Origin of the sequence: Thermoanaerobacterium thermosaccharolyticum DSM 571 (assembly GCF_000145615.1) — a bacterium.
Classification (GTDB): domain Bacteria; phylum Bacillota; class Thermoanaerobacteria; order Thermoanaerobacterales; family Thermoanaerobacteraceae; genus Thermoanaerobacterium; species Thermoanaerobacterium thermosaccharolyticum.
In genome coordinates this window covers 2,186,648-2,203,815 of record NC_014410.1, presented here as the reverse complement: position 1 = coordinate 2,203,815, position 17,168 = coordinate 2,186,648, and the positions used below count along the sequence as shown (strand labels likewise).

19 protein-coding genes, 1 tRNA gene and 1 riboswitch are annotated in these 17,168 nt (G+C 35.6%); of the genes, 18 read left to right on the top strand and 2 right to left on the bottom strand.

Features of this window, described 5'->3' with window-relative positions; translation table 11 throughout:
• Window positions 1-86 precede the first annotated feature (86 nt).
• Window positions 87-1,529 (bottom strand): transposase, encoded by a 1,443-nt coding sequence (locus TTHE_RS11005; protein WP_013297336.1) that lies wholly within the window; start codon window positions 1,527-1,529, stop codon window positions 87-89.
• A gap of 151 nt (window positions 1,530-1,680) precedes the next feature.
• Between TTHE_RS11005 and TTHE_RS11000 the strand changes: the two genes are divergently transcribed.
• From TTHE_RS11000 to metK, 4 genes are all read left to right on the top strand, one after another.
• A tRNA-Tyr gene (locus TTHE_RS11000) sits at window positions 1,681-1,766 on the top strand.
• 273 nt (window positions 1,767-2,039) lie between these two features.
• A complete protein-coding gene (locus TTHE_RS10995; RefSeq protein ID WP_013298646.1) occupies window positions 2,040-2,540 on the top strand; it encodes a peroxiredoxin in 501 nt (166 codons plus the stop codon).
• 23 nt (window positions 2,541-2,563) lie between these two features.
• On the top strand, window positions 2,564-3,067 hold the full coding sequence (locus TTHE_RS10990; protein ID WP_013298645.1) for a rubrerythrin family protein: 504 nt from the start codon (window positions 2,564-2,566) through the stop codon (window positions 3,065-3,067).
• A 148-nt stretch (window positions 3,068-3,215) separates the two neighbouring features.
• Window positions 3,216-3,318: riboswitch (SAM riboswitch) on the top strand.
• A 75-nt stretch (window positions 3,319-3,393) separates the two neighbouring features.
• Window positions 3,394-4,581 (top strand): methionine adenosyltransferase, encoded by a 1,188-nt coding sequence (gene metK / locus TTHE_RS10985; RefSeq protein ID WP_013298644.1) that lies wholly within the window; start codon window positions 3,394-3,396, stop codon window positions 4,579-4,581.
• A 109-nt stretch (window positions 4,582-4,690) separates the two neighbouring features.
• Here metK and TTHE_RS10980 read toward each other — a convergent pair whose 3' ends face one another.
• Window positions 4,691-5,299, bottom strand: a complete 609-nt coding sequence (locus tag TTHE_RS10980) for an HD-GYP domain-containing protein (protein WP_013298643.1) — start codon at window positions 5,297-5,299, stop codon at window positions 4,691-4,693.
• A 299-nt stretch (window positions 5,300-5,598) separates the two neighbouring features.
• On the opposite strand from TTHE_RS10980, the gene TTHE_RS10975 reads away from it, so the two are divergent.
• From TTHE_RS10975 to TTHE_RS10910, 14 genes are all read left to right on the top strand, one after another.
• Complete coding sequence (locus tag TTHE_RS10975) at window positions 5,599-6,171, top strand: hypothetical protein (protein WP_013298642.1); 573 nt, start codon at window positions 5,599-5,601, stop codon at window positions 6,169-6,171.
• A gap of 67 nt (window positions 6,172-6,238) precedes the next feature.
• Entirely contained in the window at window positions 6,239-8,452 is a 2,214-nt protein-coding gene (gene recD2, locus TTHE_RS10970; protein WP_013298641.1) for an SF1B family DNA helicase RecD2, read from the top strand.
• Window positions 8,453-8,563: 111 nt separating this feature from the next.
• Entirely contained in the window at window positions 8,564-9,253 is a 690-nt protein-coding gene (locus TTHE_RS10965; RefSeq protein WP_013298640.1) for a ComF family protein, read from the top strand.
• Between the two features lie 8 nt (window positions 9,254-9,261).
• A complete protein-coding gene (locus TTHE_RS10960) occupies window positions 9,262-9,669 on the top strand; it encodes a TIGR03826 family flagellar region protein (protein WP_013298639.1) in 408 nt (135 codons plus the stop codon).
• A gap of 45 nt (window positions 9,670-9,714) precedes the next feature.
• Entirely contained in the window at window positions 9,715-9,993 is a 279-nt protein-coding gene (flgM, locus tag TTHE_RS10955; RefSeq protein WP_013298638.1) for a flagellar biosynthesis anti-sigma factor FlgM, read from the top strand.
• Window positions 9,994-10,007: 14 nt separating this feature from the next.
• Window positions 10,008-10,484 carry a flagellar protein FlgN gene (locus TTHE_RS10950; RefSeq protein ID WP_013298637.1) on the top strand — a complete coding sequence of 159 codons (477 nt, stop codon included), beginning with the start codon at window positions 10,008-10,010 and terminating at the stop codon, window positions 10,482-10,484.
• 35 nt (window positions 10,485-10,519) lie between these two features.
• Window positions 10,520-11,956, top strand: coding sequence for a flagellar hook-associated protein FlgK (gene flgK / locus TTHE_RS10945; RefSeq protein WP_013298636.1), 1,437 nt, complete (start codon window positions 10,520-10,522; stop codon window positions 11,954-11,956).
• Window positions 11,957-11,973: 17 nt separating this feature from the next.
• The gene (gene flgL / locus TTHE_RS10940) at window positions 11,974-12,861 is read left to right on the top strand and encodes a flagellar hook-associated protein FlgL (RefSeq protein WP_013298635.1); all 888 of its coding nucleotides are present in this window, start codon (window positions 11,974-11,976) and stop codon (window positions 12,859-12,861) included.
• 13 nt (window positions 12,862-12,874) lie between these two features.
• Window positions 12,875-13,432, top strand: coding sequence for a DUF6470 family protein (locus TTHE_RS10935; protein ID WP_013298634.1), 558 nt, complete (start codon window positions 12,875-12,877; stop codon window positions 13,430-13,432).
• Window positions 13,433-13,469: 37 nt separating this feature from the next.
• Complete coding sequence (gene fliW / locus TTHE_RS10930) at window positions 13,470-13,913, top strand: flagellar assembly protein FliW (protein WP_041587476.1); 444 nt, start codon at window positions 13,470-13,472, stop codon at window positions 13,911-13,913.
• Complete coding sequence (gene csrA / locus TTHE_RS10925) at window positions 13,900-14,127, top strand: carbon storage regulator CsrA (RefSeq protein WP_013298632.1); 228 nt, start codon at window positions 13,900-13,902, stop codon at window positions 14,125-14,127. The genes fliW and csrA overlap by 14 nt, the downstream gene beginning before the upstream one ends.
• A gap of 123 nt (window positions 14,128-14,250) precedes the next feature.
• The gene (locus TTHE_RS14845; RefSeq protein ID WP_013298631.1) at window positions 14,251-15,522 is read left to right on the top strand and encodes a flagellin N-terminal helical domain-containing protein; all 1,272 of its coding nucleotides are present in this window, start codon (window positions 14,251-14,253) and stop codon (window positions 15,520-15,522) included.
• 471 nt (window positions 15,523-15,993) lie between these two features.
• Window positions 15,994-16,341: a hypothetical protein gene (locus tag TTHE_RS10915; RefSeq protein ID WP_196793623.1), complete on the top strand. Its 348-nt coding sequence runs from the start codon at window positions 15,994-15,996 to the stop codon at window positions 16,339-16,341.
• A complete protein-coding gene (locus tag TTHE_RS10910; protein ID WP_013298629.1) occupies window positions 16,334-17,164 on the top strand; it encodes a class I SAM-dependent methyltransferase in 831 nt (276 codons plus the stop codon). The genes TTHE_RS10915 and TTHE_RS10910 overlap by 8 nt, the downstream gene beginning before the upstream one ends.
• Window positions 17,165-17,168 lie beyond the last annotated feature (4 nt).

Here is a 17,168-nt window from a genome sequence, read left to right as displayed (position 1 = left end):
TGAAAACAGAAAAAAACAGGCATGACAAATAGACCCCAATGATTTATGCAAATGAGGTAGATGCTTAAGTTTAGCTGGCTGTTGAATTAAGCAGCTATAGACTTAACAGAACGAATTTTATCTATAGCTCCCATACGGTATGCTAGTAAAACAGTAATAAGATGCGCAGCACCAGCCATGAAGAAATCTGCCTTGATGGTTTTGCGGTCTCTAGCCTGGAGATTACCAAGCTGCAGGGGAAGTTTGAGCCTAGAGATAACCTGCTCAATGATATGTCGAAAATCAGCTATTTGATTCCATTGCTCTGTATCTCTAGGAATAGGGGTATGAACTCTATAATTATCTTTGGGATATGTATAAAACATTCTGCCACAATCGGAAGTTGTACATTTATCCTCGCAGGAACAAACATATTTGCCACCAGGTAACTTTTCAGTTTTAGGGCAAATAAACTTGTTCCTAAAGGAACGGTTTTTACCTTTACAAGAGCCATCCCATTTCATTGGAAGAGATGGGTCCTTTGGGCATGTAGGAATACCATCTTCATTAATTCCTGGCTTGCCGAAATTTTTTCTGGTATTTCTAGGATTAAGAGCAATGACAGGCAGAATGCCATGATTCTCAAAGAGATATTTATAGTTTGGGACATCATCGAAGCCAGAATCAGCAGTCATAGCATAAATATTAAAGTTACGATGACGCTCAAAAAAATTCTCCATAGCAGGTATAAGCAGTTTTCCATCCCATGTAAGTTTAACTTCTTCAGGGGATGCGGGCTCAGAGCTATCAGTATAATCATTAAAATCCGGCTGGTAATCGCAAAAGTCCATATGTCTTAAAATGCCGAGGGCATTAGACACAACTATAGTTTTGTGGGCATAACAGAAAGTACCATTGATATATTGCAATTTAATATTAGGGTCAACAGAAGCAGTTTTAGGCATTTGATTATAGGCCATTTTATAGATGTCTTCTTTTGACTTGTCCTTGTTAAAGTATTGAAGCTTTTTAACAAGAGCATTAAAGAATTTGGGGTTGTTTTCCTTAACATAGCATTCAATACCAGTAGTATCCATAATATAAACTTCAGCAGGATTGATGCCTAATTCTTTTTCAAGGGCTTGGCCAATTTCCTGACAAATAGGTTCAGTAATATCGACTAACTTATGAAAGAAGGCTTCAATGTCATCACAGTAATCCTGTTTGAACCTTGAGTAAAAAGAAGCATCAGGAACAGTATTAAGCCCACAAAAATCACGGAGTTCTTTTGAAAATGACAAAAAAGTAATAAGTAAATCAATAGTTGGTATAGAAAGTAACTTTTGCAACAGTAAGGTTGAAACAATTGAATCGAGAGAATTATCATGAGGGCGACCAGTAGCTTTATTATAGTGAAAATACCAATTTACAGGGATTAACTCACAAATATTAATATACTGGTCAAGAAGCTCAAGCAACTGAGGTTTTTGAACAACAACAAATTTATGAAAATCATCAATAAAATCAGAAAAATGAAGTTGCTTTATCATGCAGGATCTCCTTTCACTTTGGTTTGATTTTGAATATTTGGTATAATATATAATTCGGCAAAAGTGGAGGAAAATCCTGCTGATATATAAAATAAAACCCTTTAAAATCAATAATTTTGGGGTTTTACAAAAAGCTAATATAATATTTCATGGAGGGATACCCAAGTGGCTAAAGGGGGCAGACTGTAAATCTGTTGGCTTGTGCCTTCGATGGTTCGAATCCATCTCCCTCCACCATATAAGTTAGGCTATAAGGCCTTTTTTTATTTTGCCATTTTTTCCTGCTATCATCAATTTTCAAATCTCAAATAAAATATTCTAAGAAGATATTTTTTATCACAATTGATAAATATTTTCAACAAACATATTGACATCAAAAATAAATGATGTATAATAGTACTTGTGAAGGGAAAATAATTATTAATGGAAAGGCGATATTAATAGTTTTCCCTGTATGTTTACGAAATTTTAGTAGTTAAATAATAACTTATGTGAAGAGGTGTGTTACATATGTCTTTGGTGGGGAAAAAAGCTCCTGATTTTAAATTAGACAGCACTAAAGGTCAAATATCTTTATCCGATTATAAGGGAAAATGGGTAGTACTTTTCTTTTATCCACTGGACTTTTCGTCCGTATGTTCTACTGAGATACCAGAGTTTAATAGAAGGAAATCAGAATTTGAAAAACTGAATGCAGAGATTTTAGGTATCAACACAGACAGCGTATACTCTCACAATGCCTGGATAGAAAGCCTTGGCGGGATAGATTATCCTCTTATATCTGATTACAATAAAGAAGTCACCAAACAGTATGGTATACTGATTGAAGAAGCTGGTATTGCTTTAAGAGCAGCTTTTATCATTAACCCAGATGGAATCATTGATTATGAAGTTGTACATGAGCCAGTAATCGGCAGAAATGTCGATGAAATACTAAGAGTGCTTAACGCACTTCAAACAGGCCATGCTTGTCCTGTCGGCTGGAAACCGGGGGATAAAGTATTAGATTAAAAAAATTAAGGAGGAGATTTGAAATGAGAGAAATGACCAAAAAAAATCTAAGTGATGCTTACGCTGGTGAAAGCCAGGCACATATGAGGTACCAAATATTTGCCGATGTTGCAGAGAAGGAAGGCAAACCAAACATAGCGAAGCTTTTTAGAGCTATATCGTACGCAGAACTGGTTCATGCTACAAATCACTATAGGACATTAGGAGAAGTGAAAGACACAGTAGCAAATCTTGACAAAGCAATAGCAGGTGAAACGTTTGAAGAAGAAGAAATGTATCCTGCATATAAGGCAGTTGCTGATCTGCAAGAAGAGAAAGCTGCAGATAGAAGTTTTAATTATGCGTTAGAAGCAGAAAAAATACATGCTAAGATGTACACAGATGCAAAAGCTGCAGCATTGAAAAATGAAGACATAAAGATTTCTAAAGTATATATTTGTCCAGTATGTGGCTATACTGTAATTGATACAGCACCAGAAAAATGTCCTGTATGCGGAGCTCCAAGGGATAAGTTTGTTGTATTCTAAAAGGCAAAAGAACCCCTTCATTATTCGTATATAGTTAATTTATTAGTGCTTGGGAATACTCAAGCACTTTTTTACATGCAGATTAAATTTTTTTAAGTTGACTTCTCAAATATACTGTGTTATTATATTTTAAGTTAAATAACGAGAACTCTTATCAAGAGAGGTGGAGGGAGGAGCCCTATGAAGCCCGGCAACCTGTCTTTGTGACAAGGTGCTAATTCTCGCAGAAGGTTACTTCTGAAAGATGAGGGTGTACATGCCTCTTCTTTTGGAGAGGTTTTATTTTGTTTAAGTTTTTTTATGTGATTTAAAAAAGGAGGATACTAATGAAAAAGTATTTTACTTCAGAATCTGTAACTGAAGGACATCCAGATAAAATTTGTGACCAAATATCTGACGCAATAGTTGATGAAATACTTAAAAATGATCCATATGCAAGAATAGCTTGTGAGACGGCTGTAACAACTGGTATGGTTTTAGTTATGGGTGAAATCTCTACCAAATGCTATGTGGACATACCTAAAATTGCAAGAAAAGTTATAGAGGAGATAGGGTACACTCGCGCAAAATATGGTTTTGATGCAGATACATGCTCTGTTCTTACATCTATTGATGAACAGTCTCCTGATATAGCGCTTGGAGTTGACAAAGCATTGGAAGTAAAGAAAGGTATTTCACATAATGACCTAGAAGAACAAGGAGCTGGAGACCAAGGCATGATGTTTGGATACGCATGCACAGAGACTCCTGAGCTTATGCCGCTTCCTATATCGCTTGCCCATAGACTTGCTCGTAGACTGGCAGAGGTCAGAAAAAATGGTATATTAGATTATCTAAGGCCTGATGGAAAGACACAGGTTACAATAGAGTACATTGACGATGTTCCGAAGAGAGTAGACTCGATAGTCGTATCAACACAGCATTCACCTGATGTTGACCATGACAAGATAGAAAATGACGTAAAAGAATATGTAATAAAGCCAATTGTTCCGCCAGAGCTAATTGATGATGGCACAAAAATATACGTAAATCCAACAGGAAGGTTTGTCGTAGGTGGACCACAAGGCGACAGTGGACTTACAGGTAGAAAGATAATAGTTGATACTTACGGCGGATATGCTAGGCATGGCGGTGGTGCGTTTTCTGGCAAAGATCCGTCAAAAGTTGATAGATCTGCTGCATATGCTGCAAGGTATGTTGCGAAAAATATCGTTGCTGCTGGTCTTGCTGACAGGTGCGAAGTTCAACTGGCGTATGCAATAGGTGTTGCTACACCGTTAGAAGTAAATATTGATACTTTTGGCACTGGAAAGATTCCTGATGATGAAATATCGGATATTGTAAAGAAAGTATTTGATTTAAGACCTGCTGCAATCATAAGAGATCTTGATCTCAGAAGGCCTATCTATAGACAAGTTGCTGCATACGGACATTTCGGAAGAACAGACCTTGACCTTACATGGGAGAGAACTGATAGAGTAGAAATACTAAAGAAACTTGCTTTTAATAAATAAATTTTAAGCCCGGAAAAATTCCGGGCTTGCGGCATTTATATATCTATTGCCGCATCAAAATATGTACGCTACGCTAATAATATTATAACACATAATTTTAAAAAATCTATTAGATGGCAATTCCATTATTTTCATTATTTTTTCTTAGAAAAACCGATTCATTATTTTTTAATACTTTTTCTAGTGCAGAAACTAACATCTGATTATATTTATTGTTGCAATCCTTTAAATCCTGTATCGCTTCATCAAAACTTTTTACTTTTTTATATGAATAAGATCTTTTATTTGTCATAGCATCAAAAGAATCACAGACAGCTATAATTTGAGCACTTAACGGGATAAACTTAAGACCGTAAGGGTATCCCGAACCATCCAGTCTTTCATGATGGTATAAAACAGCAGGTATTAAATACATAAGTGGAGACAGCACTTCCAGCATATTTGCGCCGCAACTGGAATGCAATTTAACAAGGTCATATTCGGTGCTTGTAAGTTTGTCTGGTTTTGATAAAATGTTAATCGGTATCATTGTTTTTCCTATGTCATGAAGCAAGGCACCCTTGTATATAGAGAGCTGCTCATTTAAGCTCAAATGAATCATATTAGCAATCTTAAAAGATAATTTTGCAACTCTTAGACTGTGTTTGTATGTCTCGTAATTATAGTTTTTTAGCGACAGCAAAAGATGCGATATAAGTTTATCTTCACCATAATTCATATTCTTTTTCTCCTTTTTTCGACATTTTCTATTATATTATAAATTTTGTTAACAGTCAATAAATGTATATGATGTAATAAAATTCAAAAAAAAAAAAAAAAAAAAAAAAAAAAAAAAAAAAAAAAAAAAAAAAAAAAAAAAAAAAAAAAAAAAAAAAAAAAAAAAAAAAAAAAAAAAAAAAAAAAAAAAAAAAAAAAATCAGAAAATTATGATTAGTTCTTGACAACCATATATTGACTTTGGAAAAATTATCTTATATAATAAATACAAACATAAGTTCGCACAAAGGAGTAATGGAGATGAGAAATGTTGAGATGCCAGATGTGTACCTTGCTATTTTACCTTATTATATAGATGAATACGGAAATGGGACAGAACTTATAGACTTGGATGGTAATGTATCGTTTATAAAGTGCAGCGTAAAAAGCTGCTTAAATAAGACGTTAAAAAGATATGCTGTAGACTTAAATGCTATAAGAGAAAAGTATGCGAAAAGCCTTGGCATAAGAAATTCATTTCCAATCCCATTAGCTCGTGACTTTACCTTGATACAATTAAAGGTGAGGATCCCTAAGGTAGCAAAGGACACTGCTTACGGATATATATGTTATGAAAAAATAAAGAAGGTAGAAGAACGTGCATCATTTAGTTTAGTATATGTAGGTGAATGTGACATAAAAGTTTATCAAAAGAAAGCATCAATAGAAAAACACATGAGGGATGCTTCTATGATGAAGACGTTTTTTGCTAATTTAGATTCATTAAATTATGATGATAATAGAGCAATGTACAATCTTCCTGCAACAAAAGCAGACATAGCACTTTTATACGAAGAGATCGTTAAGATAAAGTTTAAAATTGAAAAAATGTGATATGTGCTTCAAATATAGCTAAAAATAATATACAATGTTAATAGAATAAGGCAAAGTAGGGATAAGAATGGTGGAAATAGTAGGTACAGTTGAGGAGATAATATTTAAAAACGAGCAGAATGGATATGCTGTATTAGAGCTTAATTCTAAAACAGATTCTATTACCGTTGTGGGCTATATGCCGTACGTGGGAATCGGTGAGACTTTAAAGATTGAAGGAGAATGGATGACGCACCCTGATTATGGGGAACAGGTAAAAGTATCAAAGTATGAAATGATAGCACCCTCATCATTGTATGGCATGGAGAGATTCCTATCATCGGGGCTTATAAGAGGCATAGGACCCGTTATGGCAAAGAAGATTGTTTCAAAATTTGGACTCGATTCACTTAATATAATAGAGACACATCCTGAGAAGTTAATGGAAATACCGGGTATAGGCGAAGAAAGAGTCAAGATGATAACTGAGTCTTATGAAAAGCAAAAGGGTTTAAGAGATGTGATGGTGTTTTTGCAGGGGTACGGTATATCTACCACAAATGCCATAAAAATTTACAAACAGTATGGCGATGATTCAATAAATCTTATAAAGCAAAACCCGTACAGGTTATCTGATGAGATATTTGGAATTGGATTTAGGACTGCCGATAAAATCGCTTTTGCAATGGGGGTTGATGCACATTCAAGCTACAGAGTTTCATCAGGGACGAAATACGTTTTAATGCAGTACGCTGCAAATGGACATACATATGTACCTCTTGACTTATTATCAAGGGAAACGGCTAAACTCCTTGATGCATCTGAAGAAGAAGTGAATGATTCCCTTGTGCTTTTGGCTCAGAGCGGCAAGGTAATGTTTGAAACATTTGAGGATGGATCTCACGGTGTTTATTATATACCATATTTTACGGCAGAAAACAATACAGCAGATAAGATAATGAATATGACATTGACAGATGTGAAGCCTGGTGACATCGATATAAAAAACGAAATATCGAAGATAGAAGCTGATATGGGTATTAAGCTTGCAGATAATCAGAGGCTTGCAGTTGAAGAGTCTGTAAAAAATTCAATCCTAGTAATAACGGGAGGACCTGGCACAGGAAAAACCACGATAATAAATTTCATAATAAGGCTATTTATGAAATTTGGGAAATCAGTTGCTCTTGCTGCTCCAACGGGTAGAGCTGCAAAAAGAATGACTGAGGCTACAGGCTTTGAAGCAAAGACAATACACCGCCTCCTTGAATATTCTTACACGGAGGAAGAGGGCAGAGGATTTGGTAAAGACGATAAAAATCCATTATCTGAGGATGTCATCATAATTGATGAAGCATCTATGATAGACATATTGCTGATGAATGCTTTGCTTAAGGCGATTCCCTTAAGCTCTAGATTAATACTTGTGGGAGACGTTGATCAACTGCCATCTGTAGGAGCCGGCAATGTTTTGAGGGATATAATAGATAGTGGTTTAGTTAAGGTAATAAGGCTTAATAAAATATACAGGCAAGGTAAAGAAAGTCTAATTGTAGTAAATGCACATAAGATAAACAATGGTGAATATCCCATATTAAATGATAGAGAAAATGATTTTTTCTTTATAAATGCTGCTACACAAGAAGAAATATTGAAGATAATATTGGATCTCAACAAAAGAAGGCTGCCGGAGGCTTATGGCTTTAATCCTTTTTTAGACATACAGGTTTTAAGTCCCATGAGAAAGGGTTTAATCGGTATGATAAATCTCAACAACGAGCTGCAAAAATGTCTTAATCCACCAAAAAAAGGATTGAATGAAAGGCAAATGAAGGATTTTACCTTCAGAGTCAGAGACAAAGTCATGCAGATAAAGAATAATTACAAGATGAAGTGGATAAAAGGCGATGAAAAAGGCGAAGGCGTCTTCAATGGCGATATGGGAATCATTGAGTCAATAGATAATGATGCACAGGAACTCACCGTTTTATTTGATGATGATAAGCGGGCTACTTATGATTTTGCAGACATTGATGAATTGAGCCTTTCCTACTGTGTTACTGTTCATAAGAGCCAAGGCAGCGAATTTCCGGCTGTAATCATGCCAATGAGCTATGGCCCACCAATGCTTTTAACAAGGAATCTTTTGTATACGGCTGTAACTAGGGCAAAAAAACTTGTTGTCATCGTGGGACAAGAAAAATATTTAAAAAACATGATAGACAATAATCTCATATCAAAGAGATACTCCGGACTTTTGCCAAAGCTTAAAAAGGCGCTTAGATTCATGATTGAGAATTAATTGTTAAATTCATGCAGCATTTCTATATATAGATAAAATTTTTCATGAAAGTTAAATAAATTTCAAAATATGCCGATATAGAAATTAAATAGATGGACGGAAGGATGCACTATGATATTTCTCGATCTGTTATTTCCACCAAAGACAAATTGCATACTGTGCGGCAAGATGATAAGAGAAGGAAAAATATGCGACGACTGCGAAAGCAAGCTGCCATTTATAAGTGGCAATACGTGCATCGTATGTGGAAAACCGATTGATACAGGCGAGAAATGCCCTGACTGTATGGAGTATGAACATATTTTTAGCCGCAGCATAAGTGCTTTTGAATATGATGAAACTATGAAATCTTTGATAGCCAGATTTAAATATTACAAAGAGAGAAATTTATCTGAGTTTTTTGCAGAGTATATGTACAAATACATTAAAGATGCCGATATAAAATTTGATGTAATTGTACCTGTACCACTTCACCGAACGAAGTTAGACGAGCGAGGCTATAACCAAGCGGAGCTTCTGGCAAGAGAGCTATCGTACAGATTTGACATAATGATGTCAAAGCCTTTAAGGCGTATCAGAAATACAAAGTCCCAGACAGAGTTTAGCAGAGAAGAGCGGATGAAGAACTTAAAAGGTGCCTTCAAAGTAGTATATGAAGATATGGTTAAGAATAAGATTATACTGCTTGTCGATGATGTCTTGACAACTGGCTCCACACTTGATGAATGTGCAAAAGTCTTAAAAGAAGGCGGTGCAAAAGATGTTTTTGCAACGACAATTGCTACAGGAAGGAATGTGTGAGGTGTACTATGAATATAAAGAATTGTAAAAGATGTGGAAAACTGTACAACTATACTGGATTTGACTTGTGTCCTGAATGCTTCAACAAAGATGAAGAAGATTTTGTCAAGATAAGGGATTACATTGAAAAAAATCCACAAGCGACGGTAGCAGAAGTATCAGCGGCTACAGAAGTTGAAGTAAAAAAAATTATGGACTTTTTAAGAGAAGGAAGGCTGATATTGGGTTCTAAAAATACCAATATTACATTGATTTGTGAGAGATGCGGCAAACAAATTTTATCGGGCAGGTATTGCGAATCATGCTCGAAAGAGCTTGAAAAAACGCTTAGAAGTTCATTAAACGATGGAATTACAGAAAAAGATTCGAGATATGAAAAGCTATATATAAGAGACAATCAAAAGAAAAATTATTAAAAGAATTTTTATTTAGCCGATATAATATTGGGAAGGTGGGAAAGAATGAAAATTTACAACAATATCAATATTAATAATATTTACGATATGTATAAATCAGCAAGTTCAAAGGCTGTAGATGCAAAAAAGACAAATAATATTGATAAAGTAGAAATATCAAGTAATGCGTCAAAGATAAATAAAAATTTTGCTGAATATGAACAGATAAGAGAGAAAAAAGTGCAGGATATAAAAGAAAAAGTTGATAGCGGGACATATTATGTAAAATCTGATGAAGTCGCTGAGTCTATACTGAAAGGGGCCTTCCTTGATAAAAAAATATAAAGGTGGTATAGATTATGCCGGATATAAATGACCTCTTTGACGTGTTAGATGGGGAAATGCTTTTGTATAAAGATCTGCTTGATATATCTACAAAAAAGACTGATGTGATAATACACGGAAAAATACAAGAACTTGATAATATGACAAAAGTAGAGGGAAGCATAATATGTAGGCTCTCAAAGCTGGAGGAAGAAAGAGAGAAAATTTTGAGTGGCTACGATGATACTGGTGAAATAACTATAAGTGAATTATGCAAGATGTTGCCGGAAGATGATTCTAAAAAATTAAAAAAGATTCAGAAAGAGTTTGAAAGTTTGCTTAAAGCTCTTAATGATAGAAATGAACTTAATAAATCACTTTTACAGCAATCGATTGAATATGTCAATTACTCAATTGGTCTTATATCAAGCAATTTAGTACAAGACAACGGGATTTATGGCGACAATGGATCTATAAAGCAATATAGCAGCATAATTGACAGAAAAGCTTAAAATATTAATATTGCAATGAAAGGAATGAGAGCGCATTGTCCACTTTTCAAGGATTAGAGATAGCCAAGACAGGCCTATTTGCAAGTCAGCAGGCGCTGAACTTGACTGGGCACAACATATCGAATGCAAATACACCGGGTTACACGAGGCAAGTGATAGACTTATCTGCCATTGCGCCACCTACAACTTATGGTATGGCCGATCAATGGGGTAAAGCCATAGGAGGTGGCGTAAATGTTGATGGTTACCGTCAAATAAGAGATCAATACCTTGATCAACAGTACAGAAGAGAAAATACCACACTTGGCGAGTGGGAGACTAAATCAGATACTTTATCAGCGATAGAGGGCATATTGAATGAGCCGTCTGATACAGGAATTACTACTGTCATAGATAATTTCTTCAATTCGCTTCAAGAACTATCGAAAAACCCTGAAAGCCTTGAAGTGAGAGCAGTAGTAAGAGAGAACGGCGTGTCTTTGACAGATACTATAAATTCAGTATACCAGCATCTTGATGACAAAGAAAATGAACTAAACAGTACGATAGAGAGCCGCGTGCAGGAAATCAATTCTTATGCTGATAGAATATCAAAGCTTAACAATGAGATATACCGTTTTGAACTTACGGGGCAAACTGCCAATGACCTGAGAGATCAGAGGAATTTGCTGGTAGATAAGCTTTCAGAGATAGTCAATATAACTACTTATGAGGATTCAAATAAAAACTTCAGGATAGATATAAGCGGACAGGCTCTTGTTGATGGTAGTAATGCGTATACGATGAGCGTAGACAGTACAGGAACAGTAAAGTGGGATCTTGCAGGTACGCCTGTAAATCCAACGGGAGGTATATTAAAAGGGCTTCTTGACATGAGGGACGGCGATGGAACAAACGGTGTAAAAGGCATACCGTATTATAAAGAGCAGTTGAATAAGCTTGCATATAATATTGCGACGGTTTTTAATGCACAGCATGCTGCAGGATATGGAATTGACGGCAGTACTGGTGTTAATTTCTTTAATATAACAGATTCTACGTATGATCCTACAGCAGAGTATGCAAAAAATATTAAAGTTTCGTCAGACATACTTGCAGATGATGGACTTCAAAAGATCGCTGCAGCATCTGATCCCAATTCATTACCTGGAGATAATACAAATATCTTAAACCTTATATCCCTTAGAGATGCAAAAATTAGCGGATTAAACGGAGGGACGTTTGATGATTTTGTAAGCTCATTAATATCAAATCTAGGAGTTGATGCGCAGCAGGCTAACATGATGCAGACAAATCAAAGCGCTATGGTAAAACAGGTGGACTACAACAGACAGTCGGTGTCTGGTGTATCCCTTGATGAAGAGATGACGAATATGCTTAAGTATCAGAAGTCGTATGAAGCGTCAGCAAGGATGATTACAGTTATGGATGAGCTTTTAGATACATTGATAAACAAAATGGGTGTAACGTAAAAAGGCAGGTGTAGATTATGCGTGTTACAAATAATATGCTTGTTATGAATTTTATGAGTGATTACAACAGCAATCTTGAGAGATTGCAAAAAGATCAAAATATGCTATTCACAGGCAAAAAAGTAAGCAAGCCATCAGACGATCCTGTTGCAGTTGCAAACACTTTAAAGATAAAGACGGAGATTGCTAGAAATGATGCATATACAAAGAATACAGATGATGCGAAGTCGTGGCTTAGCTTAACTGATACAGCTTTGGGACAAATAGGAGATTTGCTGCAAAGTGCCAGAGACTTAGCTGTACAAGGATCAAACGGCACGCTTACTCAAAGCGACATGCAAAACTTAGCGGCGCAGGTAGACCAGCTAAAGCAGCAAATTATACAAGTAGGCAACACTCAGTACAATGGAAGGTATATATTCGCCGGCTACAAGACTAATAGAAAGCCTTTTAGCGATACAAACAGATATGCTGGCGATGATGGTGCTATACAGTTTGAGATAGGTGCAGGTGGCAATACAATTCAGGTGAATGTGACAGGAGATAAGGTGTTTGATGTGACATCTGGCACTTCACAACTTCTCAACGTCATGGATAATCTATCAAATGCATTGAAATCAGGTGATAATCAGACTGTCAGCAATATAATTGGTGATATAGACAATCAGTTGCAAAATGTTCTTGCGATTAGAGCGGATGCAGGTGCAAAGGCAAATAGGATTGATTTGACTGCAAATAGGCTTAGTGATGACAACTACAACTTCACAGCATTGCTGTCAAAGAACCAAGATGCAGACATAGCACAGGTTATCACAAACCTCAAGATGGATGAGAATGTCTATAGAGCGTCACTTGCGTCTGGAGCCATGATCATTCAGCCGTCTTTAGTAGACTTCCTGAGATAAAAAGGAGGGTACTATGGATATAGCAATACACCAAACATTCGGCAGGATAGGTATAGATACTACTCCTGCCGAAATTAATATACACAATCAAAATGCAGACCTCAATATACATCAGGAGATGCCTAAGATAGAGATTGATCAGAAGCTGCCACAGGTTCACATAGATCAATATCAATGCTTTTATGAGTCTGGTCTAAAAAACATATTTGACCTTATACACGACGAGGCAGAAAGAAGCTATCAAGTAGGGCTTGAAGCAATAGCTAAAATAGTCGATGATGGCAATGCATTGGCATCAATAGAGAACCATCAAAATGCCATACCACAGCTGGCACAGGAAGCAGGTGTAGAGGATATAGACTTCAATGTAGACCTTATGCCGAAATCGAGGCCTAAGATATGGTTTGACGGATATTTGAATATTAATTGGCAGAAGGGAAATTTATCTGTTAATGCTGAGCCTAAAAAGCCGGAGATAGAAGCAACTAGGGCAAATGTAAGCATATACATGCTACAGTACCCATCTATAAAGATTGACTACTTGGGACAGAATGTAGATACATTGATTTAGAATTTGACATAGAGTTTGAGAAAGAGAGGAAACGATGATGGATATAAAAACAAAAAACTTTGGTCTTGTCAGCTACAACGAAGAAGATGTACTTCACTTTGAGGAAGGTATACCAGGCTTCGAGGGACTTAAAAGCTTCATTCTTCTAAGCATTGAGGAATTTACCCCCTTTAAATGGCTTCAGTCCCTCGATGATACGGATATAGCGTTTGTGATAGTCGACCCGAAAGCTATAATAAAAGATTATAAAGTCGAATTAGACGAAGAGACGGTAAAATTGTTGGATATAAAGGACTTAAATCATATTCTCGTTTTTGCCATCGTTGTAATACCTAGTGAAATCGAAAAGATGACTGCCAACCTAAAAGCCCCTATAATCATAAATGCAGAAAACAACAAAGGGATGCAGATACTTCTTGACAATGATGATTACATGATAAAGCATCCTATACTTAAGGAGCTAAAAAATGCTGATACTTAGCCGTAAGACAGGGCAGTCTTTGATTATAGGGGATGATGTAGAGATAAAGATCGTTAGTATCGATGGTGACAATGTAAAAATAGGCATATCCGCTCCAAAGAATGTAACTGTCATGAGAAAAGAGCTTTTAGAAGTAAAAGACGAAAATAAAAAGGCGATTAATATAGATAAATCATCACTTAAAAAATTAGAAAAACTTATAAAAAAAGACTAAAGTTAATCAAAGACGTATCGATATATATAGTGTAAAACAAATGATAAACAGTTGGCCAACTGTGAAAAATCTTATGGTCGAAAAGGCATGGATGCCAAATAAAAATTCAAGGAGGAAGAAAATATGGTAATCAACACTAACTTAAGTGCTATAAACGCATGGAGAGCACTTGAGACAAACAACACAAACACACAAAAAGCATTGCAGAAGCTTTCATCAGGTTACAGGATCAACAGTGCAGCAGATGATGCAGCAGGCCTTGCAATATCTGAAAAGATGAAAGCGCAGATAGCTGGTCTGAATATGGCACAGAGAAATGCGCAGGATGGTATATCCCTCATACAGACAGCAGAAGGTGCACTAAACGAGACGCAAAGTATATTACAGAGAATGAATGAGCTAGCTATACAATCAGCAAACGGTGCAAACACAGCTACTGATCGTGCTGCAATACAGAAAGAAATGGATCAGTTAGCGCAGGAAATTGGTCGTATTGGTCAGACGACAGAGTTTAATACGCAGAAACTTTTGGATGGTTCATTTAAGAGTGTATTCCAGATTGGTGCTAATGAAAATCAGAATTTATCATTAAATATAAGCGATATGAGAGGTGTAGCTTTAGGTATTGTTGGAAATACAAGTGCAAGTGGGGTTAGTTCAATAACGACTACTCTAACTAGTGCTTCAACTAATTCGGCTACTTTTTCTAATGGGACATATACAATTTCTTTTGATTCATCTAGCAGCATATATGATTTATTAAACAGCAGTGGTAGTATTGTAGGTGTAAGTGCTGATGGTAAAACTTGGAATGCAGGAACAAGCGTAACTACTACAGGAGTAGATACATTCACATTAAGTAGTACAATTACAGCCGGAACGGTTACTATATCGGGTACTGATACAAATGTAACGGTATCTTCAACGGAGTTATTTAACGTACAAAGTTCAAAACTAGATGCGGGAACATACACTTATGATGCTTCGACTAAACAGCTTAAGAATTCGTCAGGTGATGTTGTTGCTACAACTACAGATGGAAAGACGTTTACTGATAGTCAGGGTAATACAGTTTTGACACTTGCAAATAGTGCTAACAATGGTGCGACATTTACAGTTGGCGGTATTGATGTATCAACACAATCTGCAGCAAACTCTGCGATTACGAAGATACAAGATGCTATAAACCAAGTGTCAATGGAGCGTTCAAAGTTAGGCGCATATCAGAATAGATTAGAGCACACAATAAACAATCTTGGCACAGCATCAGAAAACTTGACAGCTGCAAACTCACGTATAAGAGATGTAGATATGGCTCAAGAAATGATGGAATTTACAAAAGACAATATATTAAACCAAGCAGCGACAGCAATGCTTGAGGAAATGGCTGCATAAGCTGTTTCACACAGGCGTCCTGAAGAGCAATTTTCAGGATTATCACCGGGTGAATTGCTGGAAAACCCTTAGAGCCTTATACCCTACAACATAATCCGAAAGGATAGATGTGACAGGTTAAAAAGTATAAGGATTGGGCAATCAGCAGCCAAGCCCCTGTACCGAAAGGTTGGGGAAGGTTCAACGATCAGGACATACCACCTAAAAGAAAATCTCATGGTGATGAAGTCCGTAGGGATAAATCCCGAAGTGCCCGGCTCCTATATGATATGGCAGAATATAGGATGAAGATATGATCTATTCGATATCGAAAGATATCGGCCTGGAAGAGCTCAGGCAAATCAACAACCACAAACGGTACTACAATTACTAAGATAATACAAGAGGGAGGCTTTGCCTCCCTTAAATCATATTCTTGATTTTAAATCTCTTATCTTTAGGTGGAATTTAGAATATATCGCTTTTGCTGATATGCTCGATTTTAAAAATATAGTAAAGAATTTAAATGAGAAATTAAATAAGCTAGGTGGTATACTTAATAGTAAATTTAGTGTTGTATTTATAATAATAAAAATAGGAAATTTACTTTTAATCAGAAAGTTGCTATTAACTGGCCTCAATTTGCTTGTTAATATATTCATTTATGATTCCGATGATTTTGAAAAAAGATTTTTTAAGTATGCAAAAGAACCAAATAATGATATAGTATTACAAAAATACAACAATACTGGCAACTTTTTTGTGAATAATAGAGGCTTATTTATATATTCAGCAGATATATTATCAAGAGCAATAATAAGGAGGTCGAATAATGAATAGTATCCAATTCTTTAAAAAAGAAAAGCATTTTGAGTTGTATAAAAAAGATTTTGAAGAATTACTAAAATATGAAAGAATAAAGATACCTTGTGTAGTATGCGGCAGCAATGATTGTACAGAATTATTTATTAAATATAATATGCGAGTTGTTAGGTGTAATAAATGTGGACATGTTTATGTCAATCCGCAATTTACAGGAGATGCGATAAAAAAATTATATGATTTGTCATATTGGCAATCATTGCAACCAGCAATAGGAAATGTTAAATTAACAGATCGAGTCGAATTCGATTATCAAAATGCCGTTGCTAAATTAAGAAGGGATATTTTACCTTTCAAGCAGAATGGGAAGTTTTTAGATATTGGTTGTTCAAATGGTGCATTAGTTAAATGCGCTAAGGAATTTGGATTTGATACAATTGGGATAGAGGTATCAAAAGATGTGGTTCAATTTGCTCATCAATGTTTTCCTGATATTAGTGTTAGAGAAGGATTATTAACAGAACAAAACTTTAGTGAGAATTATTTTGACGTTATTACATTATATGATGTTTTAGAACATTTATTTAACCCTCGTATAGAGCTTAATGAAATTTATAGGATTCTAAAGCCTGGAGGATTATTGTTTATAGAAACACCAACAACAGATAGTATATTTTATCTTGAAGATCCTTATTCTTGGGATTTAATGAACCCAATTGAGCATGTACATTTATTTAATGAAGAAAATTTGATTAGATTGTTAATAGAAATAGGATATGTTATTATTGAAAGTAAATGTCCGCATGAAAATAATATAACAGTTCATTGTACTAAAGCATAGGAGG